At 66.7% G+C, this 17,898-nt stretch carries 12 protein-coding genes; 8 read left to right on the top strand and 4 right to left on the bottom strand.

Annotated elements, in window-relative coordinates; genetic code table 11:
* Window positions 1–148: 148 nt before the first annotated feature.
* From AC13EK_RS12215 to AC13EK_RS12190, 6 genes are read left to right on the top strand one after another with little or no spacing between them, the layout of a single operon-like run.
* The gene (locus AC13EK_RS12215) at window positions 149–496 is read left to right on the top strand and encodes a hypothetical protein (RefSeq protein WP_004212463.1); all 348 of its coding nucleotides are present in this window, start codon (window positions 149–151) and stop codon (window positions 494–496) included.
* A complete protein-coding gene (locus AC13EK_RS12210) occupies window positions 496–1,215 on the top strand; it encodes a ParA family protein (protein ID WP_017499185.1) in 720 nt (239 codons plus the stop codon). The genes AC13EK_RS12215 and AC13EK_RS12210 overlap by 1 nt, the downstream gene beginning before the upstream one ends.
* Complete coding sequence (gene bcsA / locus AC13EK_RS12205) at window positions 1,212–5,579, top strand: UDP-forming cellulose synthase catalytic subunit (protein WP_069338406.1); 4,368 nt, start codon at window positions 1,212–1,214, stop codon at window positions 5,577–5,579. The genes AC13EK_RS12210 and bcsA overlap by 4 nt, the downstream gene beginning before the upstream one ends.
* A complete protein-coding gene (locus tag AC13EK_RS12200; RefSeq protein ID WP_483022211.1) occupies window positions 5,576–8,950 on the top strand; it encodes a cellulose synthase subunit BcsC-related outer membrane protein in 3,375 nt (1,124 codons plus the stop codon). Before bcsA ends, AC13EK_RS12200 begins: the two co-directional genes overlap by 4 nt.
* The gene (bcsD, locus tag AC13EK_RS12195; RefSeq protein ID WP_069338408.1) at window positions 8,950–9,414 is read left to right on the top strand and encodes a cellulose biosynthesis protein BcsD; all 465 of its coding nucleotides are present in this window, start codon (window positions 8,950–8,952) and stop codon (window positions 9,412–9,414) included. The genes AC13EK_RS12200 and bcsD overlap by 1 nt, the downstream gene beginning before the upstream one ends.
* Entirely contained in the window at window positions 9,404–10,414 is a 1,011-nt protein-coding gene (locus AC13EK_RS12190) for a family 8 glycosyl hydrolase (RefSeq protein ID WP_277788313.1), read from the top strand. The genes bcsD and AC13EK_RS12190 overlap by 11 nt, the downstream gene beginning before the upstream one ends.
* A 19-nt stretch (window positions 10,415–10,433) precedes the next feature.
* On the opposite strand, the gene hutU is transcribed toward AC13EK_RS12190, so the two are convergent.
* Genes hutU through hutI form a run of 4 tightly spaced genes read right to left on the bottom strand, consistent with a single transcriptional unit; the run spans window position 10,434 to window position 15,641 of the window.
* Window positions 10,434–12,101 carry a urocanate hydratase gene (gene hutU, locus AC13EK_RS12185; RefSeq protein WP_277788312.1) on the bottom strand — a complete coding sequence of 556 codons (1,668 nt, stop codon included), beginning with the start codon at window positions 12,099–12,101 and terminating at the stop codon, window positions 10,434–10,436.
* Complete coding sequence (gene hutG / locus AC13EK_RS12180) at window positions 12,098–12,919, bottom strand: N-formylglutamate deformylase (protein WP_069338412.1); 822 nt, start codon at window positions 12,917–12,919, stop codon at window positions 12,098–12,100. The genes hutU and hutG overlap by 4 nt, the downstream gene beginning before the upstream one ends.
* Window positions 12,916–14,445 (bottom strand): histidine ammonia-lyase, encoded by a 1,530-nt coding sequence (gene hutH / locus AC13EK_RS12175; protein ID WP_069338413.1) that lies wholly within the window; start codon window positions 14,443–14,445, stop codon window positions 12,916–12,918. The genes hutG and hutH overlap by 4 nt, the downstream gene beginning before the upstream one ends.
* Complete coding sequence (hutI, locus tag AC13EK_RS12170; protein WP_483022213.1) at window positions 14,442–15,641, bottom strand: imidazolonepropionase; 1,200 nt, start codon at window positions 15,639–15,641, stop codon at window positions 14,442–14,444. The genes hutH and hutI overlap by 4 nt, the downstream gene beginning before the upstream one ends.
* Before the next feature lie 96 nt (window positions 15,642–15,737).
* Between hutI and AC13EK_RS12165 the strand changes: the two genes are divergently transcribed.
* Together AC13EK_RS12165 and hutC are read left to right on the top strand one after the other, a co-directional pair.
* Window positions 15,738–17,093 (top strand): formimidoylglutamate deiminase, encoded by a 1,356-nt coding sequence (locus tag AC13EK_RS12165; protein WP_277788311.1) that lies wholly within the window; start codon window positions 15,738–15,740, stop codon window positions 17,091–17,093.
* Window positions 17,090–17,800 (top strand): histidine utilization repressor, encoded by a 711-nt coding sequence (gene hutC / locus AC13EK_RS12160; RefSeq protein ID WP_069338416.1) that lies wholly within the window; start codon window positions 17,090–17,092, stop codon window positions 17,798–17,800. Before AC13EK_RS12165 ends, hutC begins: the two co-directional genes overlap by 4 nt.
* Window positions 17,801–17,898 lie beyond the last annotated feature (98 nt).

Raw genomic sequence — 17,898 nt, 5'->3', positions numbered from 1 at the left:
GATGTTGAAGCAAAAAGGGGATTTTCCTGCGTGCGACGAACGGTGCGTCGCACGCAGCGCCCGCAATGCCGCAACTTCTTCGAATTTCTAAAGATTTTGTTAACCATTTTACTCTAGGTTTTCCTTGGATATCAGGGAGAACAGGGCCATGCGCTCCGACGCAGAAAGCCTTCTGGCCCGGCTGGGGCGCCGGGATTTTCGCTATCGCGAGTTCGCGGACAGTTTCGCGGACATGGAATTGTGGCCGATCTTCGAGGCCCTGCTGACCGACCCGCGCGTGGTCGGACGCCCCCTGTCCAAACTGGAAGCGCGCGAGGCGGAAGCCGTGCTGGCGATCCGCCGCGCGGAGCCGGAACAGCCTGCGCCCGCACCCCGCGCCAATGTGACCAGCATGTTCGACGCCTATCAGGACGCGCCGCCATCCGCTGCGCCGCGCGGCAATCTGCGCGATTTCCTGGGCCATCTGTCGAACGACCCCGACAAGCGAGATTATTGATGCCGCTGATCCTCTGTCATTCGCCCAAGGGCGGCGTCGGCACCAGCTTCATCGCGGCCCAACTGGCGATCCATCTGGCGCAGCGTGGGCATGATGTCAGCGCGCTCGACTTCACCTATCAGGATTCTCTCAAGCTCTATTTCGGCCTGACCCCGGCCCAGGGCCTGCCGGAACTGAACGACGGCAGCGCCGACCAGATCGCGGTGTCGGGCGTCGCGCTCTTTTCCGCCTATGGCCTGCGCCGTGACGCGACCTTCCAGGATCTGCTGGGCAAGCCGGATCATTCGCCGTTCGCCGGCAAGAAGATCTTCATTGCCGATGTGGCGGCGGGGGACCGCGAGACCAAGGACATGCTGCTGCCGCATGCCGCCCTGCATGTCTGCCCCCTGCATCCGCGTCCCGGATCGCTGGCGGCCCTGCCCAAGGTCGAGCCGGGCACGGCGACGATCGATCTTGCCAAGACCGGGTTCGTGCTCAACCATCTGGACGATACCCATCGCCTGTCGCGCCACACCCATATCTTCCTGCGCGAACTGTTCGGTAGCAAGCTGCTCGGGACGATCCGCCGCGACGAGGCGGTGAACGAGGCAAGCGCGATGTTCGAACCGCTGGCCCGCTTCGCGCCCGCCAGCGTGGCGCTTAACGACCTGCGCCGGCTGGTGACGACCGTGGAACAGGCGGCCGGGCTGGTAGAGGCGGCCGAGGAGGCGGCTTCGTGAAGGGCCGGCAGGCGATCCTGAGCAACGGACTGCTGGTGCTGGCCGGGCTGTTCGCCCTGCTGGCGATCACCGTGCCGCTCGATCTGGATGCGCAGTGGATCTTTGCCGGCATCACCATCGTGGGCGCGACCATATTGGGCCGGTTGCGCAGTCGCCGCGCACTGCTGGTGCTGGCGATCCTGTCGATGATCGTATCGACCCGCTACATGTTCTGGCGCACCACCGAGACGCTCGAATTCGGCACATTGGCAGAATTTCTGCTGGGGTCGGGCCTGTATCTGGCGGAAGTCTATGCCTGGCTGATCCTGGTGCTGGGCTTCCTGCAGACTGGCTGGCCGCTCGATCGTGAAGTTGTCGAGATCGAGGGGGAGCCCGATCAGTGGCCCAGCGTCGACGTCTATGTCCCGACCTATAATGAAAGCCTGGAGATCGTCCGCAACACCGTGTTCGCGGCGATGGACATGGATTATCCCGCCGATCGCTTCCGCGTCTTCATCCTGGATGACGGCCGCCGGCCCGAGTTTCAGGCCTTCGCGCGCCAGGCTGGCTGCGGCTATCTGACACGCGGCGACAATCTTCATGCCAAGGCCGGCAACCTCAATGCCGCGATGAAGAAGACCAATGGCGAACTGATCGCCATCTTCGACTGCGACCATGTGCCGACCCGCGCCTTCCTGCAGATGACCGTCGGCTGGTTCCAGCAGGATCCCAAGCTGGCGCTGATGCAGACGCCGCATCATTTCTATTCGCCCGATCCGGCCCAGCGCAACCTGGGCACGGTGCGCGACCTGCCGGGTGAGGGCGACCTGTTCTATGGTGCGGTCCAGTCCGGCAACGACTTGTGGAACGCGACCTTCTTCTGCGGTTCCTGCGCCGTCATCCGCCGCGATGCGCTGGCCCAGACCAACGGCTTTGCCGGCGAGACGGTGACCGAGGACGCGCATACCGCGTTGAAGTTGCAGCGCATGGGCTGGAACACCGCCTATATCGGTGCGCGCCTGTCGGCTGGCCTTGCGACCGAGCGGCTGGTGCTGCACATCGGCCAGCGCATCCGCTGGGCGCGCGGCATGACCCAGATCTTGCGCATCGACAATCCGCTGTTCGGGCGCGGCCTCAATTGGCAGCAGCGGCTTTGTTACCTGAATGCGATGCTGCATTTCCAGTTTCCGCTGCCGCGCATCGTCTTCCTGACCAGCCCGCTTGCCTATCTGATCTTTGGCCAGAACATCATCCATGCCTCGGCCTCGCTGATCTTTGCCTATGCGCTGCCGCATCTGGTCTGTTCGATGACCTCGTCGGCGAATACGCAGGGCGGGGATCGCCGGCCGTTCTGGGGCGAAATCTACGAGACGATCCTGGCCTTTCACCTGGCGCGCCCGACGGTCATGACCTTCTTCCAGCCGCGCAAGGGCAAGTTCAACGTGACGGACAAGGGCAGCCTGCTCGACCGGACCTATTTCGACCTGTCGACGGTGCGCCCGCACCTGATCTGCATCGGCCTCATCATCTTCGGCATCGGTCTGGCGATCGTGAAGCGGGTCTTCTTCCCGCATCTGTTCAACATTCAGACCGATACGCTGGTGCTGAACGTCGTTTGGGCCGTGTTCAGTCTGATCATCCTGATCGCCGCCGTTTCGGTCGCGCGCGAGACGCGGCAGGCGCGCGAATATATCCGCATCGTCACCGAATTGCCGGTCACCCTCTACATGGCCGATGGCTATGTGATCGACGCGACGACGATCGACATTTCGATGGGCGGTGCCGCGATCGCCGTGCCGCCCGACTTCCCGCTGCGCGACCGGCGCGTCGCCTATATGTCGCTGCCGATGGGTGACGAGAAGCTGACGATTCCGGTCGAAATGGTCCGGTTCGATCGGGGCGAGGTCAATCTGCGCTTCCAGGAACTGGACATGATCTCTTCGCGTCACCTTGTCCGCGCGGTGATGGGCCGTGCCGATGCCTGGCAGCCCGCTGCCCCCCGCAAGCCGGTTTCGGCCCTGCACTCTCTCTGGGATATCATCGTGGTCGACTATATGACCCTCAAGCGCCTGTTCCGCCTCAACCGCACGGAGCGCCGCAAGCAGAAGAAGGCCGTTCGCCTGGCCGCCGCGGCGAAAGCCGCCAAGCAGGCCGCGGCCGCATTGCTGGGCCTGGCCGCGATCGGGACGCTGCTGCTCGCAGGCAGCGGGCACGCCTTCGCGCAGGCACCTGCGGCGACGCTGGCACCCGCTACCGCAGCGGGCGTGCAGAAGCAGCGGCTCAGCTTCCGCGACCTGCAGGTCAAGATGCCGATCCGCCTGGCCGGCACGCGCGGCGAAATCGGCATTCCCTTCGGCATGCGCCGCAACGAGGTGGTGACCGACAGCAGCCTGACGCTGAACTTCGCCTGGTCGCCGGCCATGCTCGGCGATCTCAGCCAGCTGGTCGTGTTGTTGAACGGCGAAGTGGTGCGCACCATTCGCCTGACCCCGGCGGAATCCGGTGGTCAGAACATCACCATTCCGGTCAATCCGGCGCTGTTCCTGCCTGGCGACAACCAGCTGAACCTGCGCCTGGTCGGCCATTATGCGCGCGATTGCGAGGATCCGTTCCACAGTTCGCTCTGGGCCAATATCAGCAATGTCCGGTCCTGGTTCGACCTCAGCGTCCAGACGCTGCCGATGGCGCCGGATCTGGGCCGTCTGCCCGGTCCCTTCTTCGACCGGCACGACAATCTGCCGCTGCGCCTGCCCTTCGTCTTCGCCGGCACGCCGCGCGCAGGTGAACTGGAGGCGGCCGCCAGCCTGGCCTCCTGGCTGGGTGCGCAAGCCAGCTATCGCGGCTTTTCGTTCAAGCCGGTCTACAATCAGATCCCGACCGGCAATGCGATCCTGTTCGCGACGCCCGACCGGCCGATCGCCGGGCTGAACCTGTCGATCACCGGGCCGAGCGCGACGGTGATCCGCAATCCGCGCGACACGTTCGGCGAATTGCTGGTGGTGATGGGCCGCAACGCCAGCGAGTTGAAGCTGGCCGCTGCGGCGATCGCCAGCGGCCGCGGTGTGCTGAGCGGCGCGCGGATGAATTTCGATGGGGTCCGCATCCCGACCTATGCGCGCTATGCCGCGCCGCGCTGGCTGCGCACCGACCGCCCGGTTCAGCTGGGCGAGATCATGGATGCCAATGCGCTGCAGGGCATGGGCCTGCCGCCCGGACCGCTGTCGGCGCGCTTCCGGGTCGCGCCCGATCTCTTCTTCTGGCCGCGCCAGGGCGGTCGCCTCGACCTGCGCTATCGCTATCCGGCGGCCAAATGGCTCGATCGTCGCGCCTCGCGCCTCGATGTCTCGATCAACAATCAGTATCTGCGCACGCTGCCGCTCGCCGGGGCTGGCTGGTGGGACAGTCTGTTCGGGGCGCAGGGCGCATCGTCCAACGATTCCAGCGCCTCGATCGTGCTGCCGCGCTACAATCTTTTCGGCCAGAACGAGCTGATCTTCGACTATAATCTGATCATTGCCGACAAGAAGAAATGCGAAGGGACGCTGCCGGAGAATGTCCGGGTCAGCGTGCGTCCGAGCAGCAGCATCGACCTCAGCCGCGCCTATCATGCGCTGCACATGCCCGATCTCGCGACCTTTGCCGGCGCTGGCTATCCCTTCACCATTCGTCCCGACCTGTCGGAAACCACGGTGCTGATGGGCGGTCAGCCATCGGCCGGGGCGGTCGAGGCATTCCTGGTGCTGATGGGCCGCATGGGCGATTCCACCGGTGCGCCAGTGACCGGGGTCGTCGTCGCCAACGCGGTCGATGGCGAGCGGCTGCAGGGCAGGGACATCATCGTTATCGGCGGCAGCAGTGTCGCGGGTTCCGACCAGCTCTTTGCCGGCGCGCCGGTCCGCTATGAAAATGGCAGGCTGCAGGTGACGGAGATGAGCCCGATCCAGCGCATTTTCGCCTTCTTCTCGCCGTTCGATCGATCGGGGGATGGCGAAGCGGACGCGTTCGTCACCTCGTCCAGCGGCTTTGCCGGCATTGTCGGCTTCGAATCCCCGTTCGAGGGTGGTCGCAGCGTCGTGGCCCTGCTGGCGGACGATCCGCGCGCATTGCCCGATCTGGTCGGCGGCATGGCCGATGCCAAGATCAACGCCCAGATCCAGGGCGACCTGGCGGTCACCAGCGGCGACGGGATGAGCAGCTTTGCCGTCGGGCCTGGCTACTGGGTCGGCTATCTGCCCTTCTGGATGAAGGCGGCCTTCTGGCTGAGCCAGCGTCCTTTGCTGATGGCCGCCTGCGGCCTGCTCGCGGCGCTCATCCTCGCCGGACCGCTCTATCTCTATCTCAGCCGGCAGCAGCGCCGTCGCCTGAGCAAGGAGGATGAGGCATGAGCCCCACCCTCCGTCTGCGTATCACCTGCGCCGCCCTGGCGCTGGCCTGCATGGCGCCGATGCCCACGCTGGCCGATGTGCCGGGCGTCGCGCCGCTGATCCAGCAGGGCCGCTATTGGCAGTCCAAGGGGCGACAGGATCTGGCAAACCAGGCCTATCGCCGGGCGCTGGCGCTCGATCCCAATAATGCCGAAGCGCGCAAGGGACTGGCCGGCCCGTCGCCCAAGGCACAGCCGGCACCGAAACCCACGCCCGCGCCAACGCCGGCACGGCGCGCCGAAGCGACGCCACGTCCTACGCCCACGCCGGCTGCAGCTCCCTCGGCGGCAAATCGGACGCAGACCGCGCGTCCGAGCGGCAATGCTGGCGGTGGCGCGTCGCGCGCGAGCGGTTTCAAGGCGCTCGACGCCAATGATCTGGATGGCGCGGAGCGCGCGTTCGAGCGCGCCGTGGCGGCCAATCGCAATGATGCCGACGCGCTGGGCGGCCTTGGACTGGTGCGCCTGCGCCAGGGGCGCTTTGGCGAAGCGCGTGACCTGCTCGATCAGGCGTCGCAGCGCGGTGCGGCGGCCCAATGGGCGCAGGCGCTGGCCTCCGCCCGCTTCTTTGGCGGGCTGGCCGATGCCCGCGCGGCGCTGACGCAGGGCCGGCTTGGCGAAGCGCAGGCAGATGCCGAGGCGCTGGTCCGTTCCGGCTATCCGCAGCGCGGCCCGGCGCTCGAATTGCTGGCCGATATCTATGAGCGGCAGGGGCGCTATGCCGATGCGGCAGATCTCTACCGGCAGGCAAATGAAGGGGCCAAGCAGTCCGATGGTCGGCTGGCGAGCCGGGCCGCGCGCGATCGCGCCCGTGCCGCGGCTGCGCGCGGCGATGATGTCACCGCCGAACAGGAATTTCATTCCGGCCTGTTGCTGGACCAGCAGGATCCGTGGATCCGCTATGAGTTTGCCCGTTATCTGATCCAGCGCCAGCGCCTGCCCGAAGCGGTATCGCTGATCAACTCGCTGGGATCGTCAAGCGACCCGGACTGGCTCTATGCGGCAGCGCTGCTCAACGCCGATCGTGGCCGGGCGTCGGCCGCCGATACGCTGATGGCGCGGATTCCCGAAATGCAGCGCACGGAACAGATGCGCAATTTCGCCGTCGGCCTGAAGGTCGATGGTGCGATCGAGCGGGCCAAGGCGATGGCCGCGCAGGGCCGGCAGGCCGATGCGCTGATGGCGCTGCGCCAACTGGCCGCGACGCCCGGCATCGACCCGACCAAGCAGGCGGCTGTGGCCGATGCGATGTTCGAACTGGGTGACCGGGAAGGGGCGGCGCAACTGGCGCAGCAGGCGCTGACCGCCGGCACTATCACCGACCCGGCCGGTTATGAGCCGATCGTGCGCGTGCTTGCCAAGACCGGGCGCGATGCCTTTGCCACCAGCGCCGTGCAACGCGCCGCGCAACTGGCGGGCAATACGCCCGACGGCCAGCGTGTCGTCGCGCGGATGAACGGCATCATGGCGGCGTCGCAGGCGGATCGGCTGCGGCTGGCAGGCCAGAACGCCCAGGCCTTCGACCTGCTGCAGGGCGCGTGGAACGCTGCGCCGGGCAATCAGGAAGTGCTGGCCGCGCTGGCCCGGCTTTATCAGTCGGGTGGCATGCCGGCCCAGGCGGCGCAGACCTATCAACTGGTCCTGGCCCAGTCTCCCAATGATAAGGGCGCGCTGATGGGCCTGATCGAGACGGCGGGCGCAGCGGGCGACAAGGATCTGGCACGCGCCACGATCGAGCGCGCCTTGCAGCAGTCGCCCAATGATTATCAGATTTACATGGCGGCGGCGCGGATGGAGCAGGCGCGGGGCGACGAGGGCGCCGCATTGCGCTACCTGAAGCGCGCGAAGGAAGTCTATGCCGCGCAGAGCGGCGCAGGCAATGTCACCGCCAGCAATCCCTTCGCCGCGACGATGCAGGGCAACAACCCGTTCCGCAACCAGTCGGCTGCGGCCGCCCCGACGGCGGTCAATCCGTTCGCACTGGGATCGGGCGCGCGGCTGGCCGGACAGGCGCCGTCACCGGCAGGCATGGCGTTCGCGCCGATGCCGCAGGTTGGTGAAACGGGTGGCTTCCCGCCCGCTGTCGTGGCCCAGTCCGCGCCGATGCCGGGCGGCTATCCGGCGGTCGGCGTGCCGGCGTCTGCGCCGGGCGGATCGATGATGACAAGCGGCGATCCGGTGATGGACCGCATCCAGACCGAGATCCGAACCCTTACCCGCGACAGTGGCCCGCGCGCCGAACTGCGCACCGGCTATCGCGAGCGATCGGGTGAAGCGGGCCTGAGCGAACTCAAGGAACTGACCGGATCGGCCGAAGTCTCCACCAGCCTTGGCAACGGCCGGATCAAGGCGAGGGCGGAAGCCGTGGTGCTGGATGCCGGTCGTCCCAGCCGGTCGGGGCTTGCCCGCTTCGGTCGCAATGCGACGCCCGAAGCGCAGGGGATCGTCGATCAGGAGGAGTCCGCACTGGTGGACGCCGATACCCAGCATGCGTCGGGCGTGGCGCTGTCGGCCGGCTACGAGACGCCATTGTTGAAACTGGAGGTCGGCGTCACGCCGCTCGGTTTCGAGGATAGCGACGTCACCTGGCATGCAGCGATCAGCCCGCGCTTCTCGCCCTATGCGACGGCCCGCGCCTGGTTCGAGCGCAAGCCGGTGACCGACAGCGTCCTGTCCTATGCTGGCACACGCGATCCCGTGACCGGGGCGATGTGGGGCCAGGTGATGCGGACCGGCGGCGGCGCATCCTTCTCCTATGATCAGGATGGGGCGGGGGTCTATGGCGACCTGTCCTATTATAAATATGCCGGGCATGATGTCCGCAAGAACCATGGTTTCCAGGCCAATGTCGGTGGCTATCTGCCCTTCTATCGCGGCGATCGCTCGTCGGTCACCGGCGGCGTCAATGTGAACTATCAGGATTTCGACAATAATCAGAACTACTTCACCTACGGCTTTGGCGGCTATTTCAGCCCACAGAGCTTCTTCAGCATCAGCCTGCCGGTGCGTTATGCCTATGCGTCGGAACTGCTGGAGGTGAAGGCCGGCGTGGCGCCTGGTTATCAGAGCTACAGCCAGGATCAGGTCAATGTCTATCCGACCGATCCGGCGGCACAGGCGGTGCTGGATGGCCTCAAGGCCCAGAACAGCGACGTGCGGTCTTATTATGACAGCCTGAGCAAGACCGGCTTTGCCCTTTCGGCGGACGGCTCGATCTATTATCGTGTCAGTCCCAGCACGCGGGTCGGCGGTGAGATGAGCATCAACACCTTCGGCAGCTATGACGAGTTCAAGTCGCTGATTGGGATCAAACAGTCTCTGGGAGGCAATTGATGATCCGGGAAGCCGTGGAATATCAGCCCGCCGAAACCGATCAGTGGACGATGGACGGGCTGTCGCTGCTGACCGCGATGATCGGCAGCGAGGTGTTCGGCACCGCGACCCGTGGTCAGGCCGATGCCTTTTTCGGCGCGGTCGGTCGGCGCATCGCGTCCCTGCTTCAGGTCGCCGACATTTCGGACGGCGATGCGCTGATGGCGCGGATCAACCGGCTGTGGCGGACGTTGGGCTGGGGTGAGGCGCAATTGCGGATGACGGACGATGCAATCATGATCCAGCATGTCGGTGTGCCCGAAACGCTCCAGGGCGATGTCGATGGCCGCTGGGCGGACATGGCGCCGCCGCTGCTGCGTGGCGCCTATGACGCCTGGTTTCGGGCGCTGGGCGGCGGCGCGGACCTGCATACATCCGTGCTGCAATGGCGCGACGGCATCATGGAAATACGCCATGGGCGTTGACCGGCGTGCGTTGCTGGTGGGGATGGGACTGGTTTTCACGGCAGCCTGCGCCAAGGCGCGTCAGCCGCGGGGCAGCAGCGTGACCAATGGCGACTGGGCCCGGTTCAAGGCCGCCTTTCTCGATCCGTCGGGCCGCATCATCGACAATGGCAATGGCGGTGTCAGCCATAGCGAGGGGCAGGGCTATGGCCTGGGCCTGGCATTGTGGAACGATGACCGGGAAGCGTTCGACGCGATCCTGCGCTGGACCGATAGCAATCTGGTCCGGCCCGACATGGCGCTTTACGCCTGGCGCTATGACCCGCGGCAGCCCGATCCGGTGGCCGACACCAATAATGCAACCGATGGCGATCTGTTCATTGCCTGGGCGCTGGCCGAAGCCGCGAAAAGCTGGGGCGAGGGGCACTATGCCAGTCGTTCGGCCGATATCCGTGCTGCCATCCGCCAGCATCTGGTGCTGGAACGCCATGGGCGCAAATTGCTGCTGCCCGGCCTGCAGGGATTCGTCACGCCGGAGGCGGTGACGCTCAACCCTTCCTATTTCGTCTGGCCCGCGCTCGACGCCTTTCGTCGCCTGGATGGCGAGGCTGCCTGGGGACGGATCATCAGCGACAGCGAAGCGCTGATGGCGGCGGCGCAATTCGGTCCGCTCAAGCTGCCGACCGATTGGGTCGATGTGACGGGACATGACATGGTGGTGCCGGCCATGGGCAAGCCCGCCCGTTTCGGCTTCGACGCGATCCGCGTGCCGCTCTATGCCCAGGCCGGGCGCCGGGCTGCGCTGCTGAAGCCGATCCGGGATTATTGGCAGGGCTATGTGACCCGGCAACAGCCGATCCCGGCCTGGGTCGATGTCCAGTCCGGGGAGGTCGCCCCCTATGCGCTGTCGGCGGGCGGCATGGCGATTGCCGGCAAGATCATGGGCCTGCCGCAACCGGCAGGCCTGTCGACCGACTATTATGCGGCCTCGCTGCAGATGCTGGCCGGCAAGCTCGCCTGATCGGGGCTGAGCTGGTGGCTCAGCCCAATATCCCCGGCAGGTCGAGGCCCTTGTCACGGGCACAGTCGCGCGCGATTTCGTATCCCGCATCGGCATGGCGCATCACGCCGGTTGCCGGGTCGTTCCACAGCACCCGTTCCAGCCGCGCGGCCGCTTCCGCCGTGCCATCGGCGACGATCACCATGCCGCTATGCTGGCTATAGCCCATGCCGACGCCGCCGCCATGATGCAGCGACACCCAGGTCGCACCCGATGCGGTGTTGAGCAGTGCATTGAGCAACGGCCAGTCGCTGACCGCGTCCGATCCATCCATCATCGCTTCGGTCTCGCGATTGGGGGAGGCGACAGAGCCGCTGTCGAGATGGTCGCGGCCGATGACGACGGGGGCCTTGAGTTCGCCCTTCGCCACCATCTCGTTGAAGGCGAGGCCGAGGCGATGGCGATCGCCCAGCCCGACCCAGCAGATCCGCGCGGGCAAGCCCTGGAAGTGGATCTTCTCCCGCGCCATGTCGAGCCAGTTATGGAGATGGGCGTTGTCGGGCAGCAGTTCCTTCACCTTGGCGTCGGTCTTGTAGATATCCTCCGGATCGCCTGACAGCGCCGCCCAGCGGAACGGGCCGATGCCCCGGCAGAAGAGCGGGCGGATATAAGCGGGCACGAAGCCTGGGAAGTCGAAGGCATTCTCCACGCCCTCATCCTTCGCCATCTGGCGGATATTATTGCCATAGTCGGTCGTGGGGACGCCGGCGGCCTGGAAATCCAGCATGGCGCGGACATGAACCGCCATGCTGGCCTTGGCGGCCTTTGCCACCGCTTCGGGCTCGCGCTCGCGCCGCTCGATCCATTCGGCAACAGTCCAGCCGGCGGGCAGATAGCCGTTGACCGGATCATGGGCGCTGGTCTGGTCGGTCAGCAGGTCTGGGCGGATGCCGCGCGCGAACATTTCCGGCAGGATTTCGGCCGCGTTGCCGAGCAGGCCGACCGAGACGGGCTTCTTCTCGGCACAGCTTTTCTCGATGATCGCCATGGCTTCCTCGATCGTCGCGGCCGCGACATCCAGATAGCCGGTGCGCAGGCGCATCTCGATGCGGCTGGGCTGGCATTCGATGGCGAGGCAGGATGCGCCGGCCATGACGGCGGCGAGCGGCTGGGCGCCGCCCATGCCGCCCAGGCCCGCCGTCAGCAGCCATTTGCCGCTGAGGCTGCCGCCATGATGCTGGCGCCCCATCTCGACGAACGTCTCATAGGTGCCCTGCACGATGCCCTGGGTGCCGATATAGATCCAGCTACCCGCGGTCATCTGGCCGTACATGGCCAGGCCCCGCTTATCGAGTTCGTTGAAATGCTCCCAATTGGCCCAGTGCGGTACCAGATTGGAGTTGGCGATCAGTACGCGCGGCGCATCGCGATGGGTGCGGAACACGCCGACCGGCTTGCCCGACTGGACCAGCAAGGTCTGGTCGTCGTCCAGCCGCTTCAGCGTTTCGACGATCCGGTCATAGCTTTCCCAGTCGCGCGCGGCGCGGCCGATCCCGCCATAGACGACCAGTTCCTCCGGCCGCTCCGCGACGTCGGGATGGAGATTGTTCATCAGCATGCGCAGCGGCGCTTCGGTCAGCCAGCTCTTGGCGCTGAGAACGGTGCCGGTGGCGGGCTTGATGATGCGGCTATTGTCGATGCGGGTCATGAAGGTCGGCCTTCCTGGCGGGTGAAGGCGAGGCAGGCCTTCAAGATGGCGGTGAGGGTGGCGGTCAGCGGCGCGGCATGGGCCGGGTCGAGCGGCGGCGGCCAATTGGCCTCGGTCCGCTTGGCCGGCTCGTGGAGATAGCCGCGCATGGCGAGTTCCATCTGGATCGCATGGACGCCCTGTTCGGGCCGGCCATAATGGCGCGTGGTCCAGCCGCCGCGGAAGCGGCCGTCGACCACATGGCTCATGCCGCTTGCCGCGCAGAGCCGGGCGACCTCGGCGGTCAGTTCCGGTGAACAGGTCGTGCCGTAATTGGTGCCGATGTTGAACTGCGGCAATGCGCCGTCGAACAGGCGCGGCACATGGCTGCGGATCGAATGGGCGTCATAGATGACGACCTGGTCATGCCGGGCGCGCAGCCGGTCGATCTCCGCCTGCAGCGCGGCATGATAGGGCATGAACCAGTTGGCCCGCCGCCGGTCGATTTCGGCCGCATCGGGGACGGTGCCGGCATAGAGCGGTTTGCCGTCGAAATCGGTCGTCGGGCAAAGTTCGGTTGTGGCCTGCCCCGGATAGAGCGAGGCGCCGGAGGGATCGCGATTGACGTCGATCACGCTGCGCGAAATGGCTGTGCGGATCGTCGTTGCGCCCAGATCGCAAGCGAAGGCGTAAAGCTGATCCACCCACCAGTCGGCATCCGCGCGCGCGATCCAGGGCGAGCGGAACGCGCCGCCGACATCGGCGAGATCGGTGCCGGTGTGGGGAAAGGCGACGATCAACGCCGCCTCGCCCCGCCGGATGTCGAGCCAGTCGTTCATCCCAGCACCGGCAGGGCATGACCAGCGGCCGCCACCAGCGCGCCCGACCGGACGATGCAGTTGGCTGCCTCCATATCCGGGTGGAAATGACGGTCATCGGTCAGGTGCGGCACCTGATCCCGCACGCAGGCGCGGGCCGCTTCCAACGCGGCGCTGGAGGTGAGCGGGGCGTGGAAGTCCATGCCCTGCACCGCCGCCAGCAATTCGATGCCGATCACTGCAGTGGCATTTTCTGCCATGTCGAGCAGGCGGCGGGCACCATGGGCTGCCATGGAGACATGATCCTCCTGATTGGCGCTGGTCGGGATCGAATCCACGCTGGCGGGATAGGCGCGCTGCTTGTTTTCCGAGACCAAAGCGGCGGCCGTCACCTGCGGGATCATGAAGCCCGAATTGAGGCCGGGTTTCGGCGTCAGGAAGGCAGGCAGGCCGCTCAGCGCCGGATCGACCAGCATGGCGATGCGGCGCTCGGCGATCGATCCGATCTCGCAGATGGCAAGAGCGATCATGTCGGCAGCGAAGGCGACCGGCTCGGCATGGAAATTGCCGCCCGACAGCGCCTCGTCGCTTTCCGGGAAGATCAGCGGATTGTCGGACACGCCATTGGCCTCGATGGCGAGCGTGGTTGCCGCCTGGCGCAGCAGGTCGAGCGCGGCGCCCATCACCTGCGGCTGGCAGCGCAGGCAATAGGGATCCTGCACGCGTTCATCGCCCTTCAGATGGCTCGCGCGGATGGCGCTGCCTGCCATCAGGCCGCGCAGCGCATCGGCCGTCTCGATCTGCCCCGCATGGCGGCGCAGCGCGTGGATGCGCGGGTCGAAGGGGGTGTCGGAGCCCTTGGCCGCTTCGGTCGAGAGCGCGCCGGTGACGAGCGCGGACTGGAACAGCGTCTCCGCCTCGAACAGGCCCGCGAGCGCATTGGCGGTCGAGAATTGTGTGCCGTTGAGCAGCGCCAGCCCTTCCTTGGGGCCAAGCTCCAGGGGGGCGAGGCCGGCACGGGCCAGCGCCTCGGCGGCGGGCAGGCGCTCTTCGTCCAGCATGATCTCTCCGACGCCGATCATCGCGGCGGCCATGTGCGACAAGGGCGCCAGGTCGCCACTGGCGCCGACCGATCCCTGGGCCGGCACCACCGGGGTCAGACCCTGGACCAGCATCGCCTCCAGCAGGGCGACGGTCTGCGGCTGTACGCCCGATGCGCCCTGGCCCAGGCTTGCCAGCTTCAGCGCCATCATCAGGCGGATGACCGGCGCGGGGGAGGGGGCGCCGGTGCCGGCAGCGTGGCTCAGCACGATATTGCGCTGGAGCGTGGCCAGATCCTCGTCACCAATGCGGACGCTGGCCAGCTTGCCGAAGCCGGTGTTGATGCCATAGACCGGCTCGCCTTTCGCCAGGATGCGCGCCACGGCCGCTGCGCTCTCGGCAATGCGCGGCGCCGATCTCGCATCGAGCCGCGCCGTCGCGCCGCGATAGATGGCGCGCCAGTCGGCCAGCGAAGCTTCGCCGGGGACGAGTATGATAGCGTTCATTGACCACTCCAGATGCGGGCATGGAGCGGGTTATACCCCATGCGATAAACCAGTTCGGCAGGGCGCTCTATGTCCCAGATGGCAAGGTCGCAGCTCTTGCCGACCTCCAGCGTGCCGATGTCCTTGTCGAGACCGAGCGCGCGGGCCGCGTTGCGGGTCACGCCCGCCAGGCATTCGTCGATGGTCAGGCGAAACAGGGTCGCGCCCATGTTCATGACCAGCAGCAGCGAGGTGAGCGGCGAGGTGCCGGGGTTGCAGTCGGTCGCCAGCGCGATCGGTACGCCGGCGCGGCGCAGCCCGTCGATCGGCGGCAGCTTCGTCTCGCGCACGAAATAATAAGCGCCGGGCAGCAAGGTTGCGACCGTGCCGGTGCGGGCCATGGCGGCGATGCCGTCTTCGTCCAGATATTCCAGATGATCGGCCGACAGCGCGCCATGGCTGGCGGCGAGCGCCGCGCCATGGAGGTTGGAAAGCTGTTCGGCATGAAGCTTGACCGGCAGGCCGAGTGCGCGCGCGGCGGTGAACAGCCGGTCGGTCTGTGCCAGCGAAAAGCCGATCCCCTCGCAAAAGGCATCGACCGCATCCGCCAGCTCTTCGGCGGCGACGGCGGGCAGCAATTCGTCGCACAGCATCGCGATATAGGTATCGGCATCGCCGGCATATTCGGGCGGCAGGGCGTGGGCGCCCAGGAAGGTCGTGATGATCCGCACGGGCCGTTCGCGGCCCAGCTGGCGCGCGGCGCGCAGCATCCGCAGTTCGGAGACGGGATCAAGGCCATAGCCGGACTTCACCTCGACCGTGGTTGCGCCCTCGGCGATCAGCGCGCCGAGCCGGGGCAGGGCGCTGGCGACCAGTTCCGCCTCGCTCGCTGCGCGGGTGGCGCGCATGGTCGAAACGATGCCGCCGCCGGCACGCGCAATCTCTTCATAGGAGGCGCCGGCCAGGCGCAGCTCGAACTCGGCGGCGCGATCGCCGCCATGGACCAAATGGGTGTGGCAGTCGACCAGACCCGGCGTGATCCAGCGGCCGGCACAGTCGATCGTTTCGGTGGGGGCGAAGGCAGGGGCATCGGAGCGAGCGCCAACATAGGTGATGCGGCCATCGCGCGCAGCGATCACGCCATCCTCGACCGCGCCAATCCCGTCGCCCGCCATCGTCGCCAGCCGGGCATTGGTCCATAGCCGGTCGCATATCATCGTCATCGCCAGCCTCCCTTCACGGCCTTGCGCCCAGATTGCATGATTCGATATTTAATGTATAGACATTATATCGGTCCGGGAGATTTGCAGTCCATGACGTCCCTGTTTTTTGACCATGTGTTGCTGCCGGAGGGCTGGGCGCAGGACATCCGGATGGTGCTGCATGACGGCGCGATCGCGTCGATCGAGCGGGACGCCGCGCCGCAGGCCGAGGATATCCGACACCCTGTCGCGCTGCCGGGCCTGCCCAATCTGCACAGCCATGCCTTCCAGCGGGCGATGGCGGGGCTGACCGAGGTGCGCGGCCCGGCGGGCGACAGTTTCTGGACCTGGCGCGACCTCATGTATCGCTTCGTCGGTCGCATGGACCCGGATGACATCGCGGCGATCGCCGCCCAGGCCTATGTCGAGATGCTGGAAAGCGGCTTCACCCGCGTCGGCGAATTTCACTATCTGCATCACGCCCCGGACGGCGCGCCCTATGCAAACCCGGCCGAAACCAGCCTGGCGATCATGGCGGCGGCGGCGGAAAGCGGCATCGGCCTGACCCTGCTGCCGGTCTTCTACGCCTGGTCGGGTTTCGGTGCGCAGCCGCCGAGCGCGGGCCAGCGGCGCTTCATCCATGATCTGGACGGCTTCGCCCGGTTGCGTGAAGCGGCGATCACGGGCGCGCGGAGCCTGCCCGATGCCGTCGTTGGCGTGGCGCCGCACAGCCTGCGTGCGGTCGCACCCGACGAACTGGCGCTGCTCGCCCGGATCGCGGGTCATAATCCGGTTCATATCCACATCGCCGAGCAGCAGAAGGAAGTGATCGACTGCATCGCCTGGAGCGGCCAGCGGCCGGTCGAATGGCTGCTCGACCATGCGCCGGTCAGCAACCGCTGGTGCCTGGTCCATGCGACGCACATGACCGAGGATGAGGCGCGATCGATGGCGGCCAGCGGCGCGGTGGCGGGGTTGTGTCCGATTACCGAGGCCAATCTGGGCGACGGCCTCTTCCCGGCCGAACCCTTCCTGGACGCCGGCGGCGTCTATGGCGTCGGCAGCGATTCTAATGTCCGCATCGATGCGACCGAGGAATTGCGGCTGTTGGAATATGGCCAGCGCCTTGGCCTGCAGCGGCGCAATGTGCTGGCGCGCGAAGCGGGCATGTCGACCGGCGATCGCCTTTATCGTGCGGCAGTGGCCGGCGGCGCGCAGGCGCTGGGCGCCGCGGCCGGATTGCGGGTCGGCGCATCGGCCGATTTCGTCACGCTGGACCTCGATCATCCTTCGTTTGCCCATCGTCCCGTCGAGCGCCTGCTGGATGGGCTGATCTTCGGCGCCGGGCGCGAGGCGATCGATACGGTCTGGCGCCGGGGCGTGCAGATGGTAAGCGGCGGGCGGCATCGCGCCCGCGACGCCATCGTCACCCGCTATCGCCGGACGCTGGAGAAACTGACCGCGTGAAACAGCCGCTGCACGAGAAGATCCGCGCCGATTTCGAGGCGCGCATCCTGGCCGGCACGCTGGCGCCGGGCGACCGGCTGCCGACCGAGCAGGAACTGATGCAGGCGCATGGCTGTTCGCGCATGACCGTGAACAAGGCGCTGTCGGCGCTGCAATCGGCTGGCCTGGTCGAGCGGCGAAAGAAGGCGGGCAGCTTCGTCGCCCGACCGCGCGTCCATTCGATGGTGCTCGATATCCCGGATCTTGCCGTCCAGATCGGCGAGCGCGGCCAGCGCCACAGCTATCGCCTGACCCGGCGGCAGGTGCGTGGCCCGATTGCGGGGCGTGACGAGGAAGCGGCGCTGGCCAATGGCGCGCAACTGCTGGAACTGGATGGCATTCATTGTGCCGATGATCGGCCGCTCGCGGTGGAGCATCGCCTGATCGCGACCCGCGCCGTGCCCGCGATCGTCGATGGCGATTTCAACAGCATCTCGCCGGGCACCTGGCTGCTGCAGCATGTGCCCTGGACCGAGGCGGAAAACCGGATTTCGGCCGTGGGCGCAACGCGGGAGGAGGCGAGCCTGCTCGGCATCGCGCCCGGTGCGCCCTGCCTGTGCGTCGAGCGCCATACCTGGCGCGGCGGCGACCCGATCACCTATGTCCGCCAGGTCTTCCTGGCTGACGCCTATGACATGGTGGCCCGCTTCGGTCCGGCGGGCGGTTGACGGGCCAAAGGCAAATCGGCGCTCTTCCCCGCTGCCGACAAGGGCTGTCGGCAACAGGAAAGAGCGCCCGTCGACAGGCTCCGGTCAGACCTCAAAGG

It is taken from the genome of Sphingobium sp. L-44 (assembly GCF_056859495.1).
The sequence above is the reverse complement of the archived record's forward strand: the minus strand, read 5'-3'. Positions and strand labels throughout refer to the sequence as shown.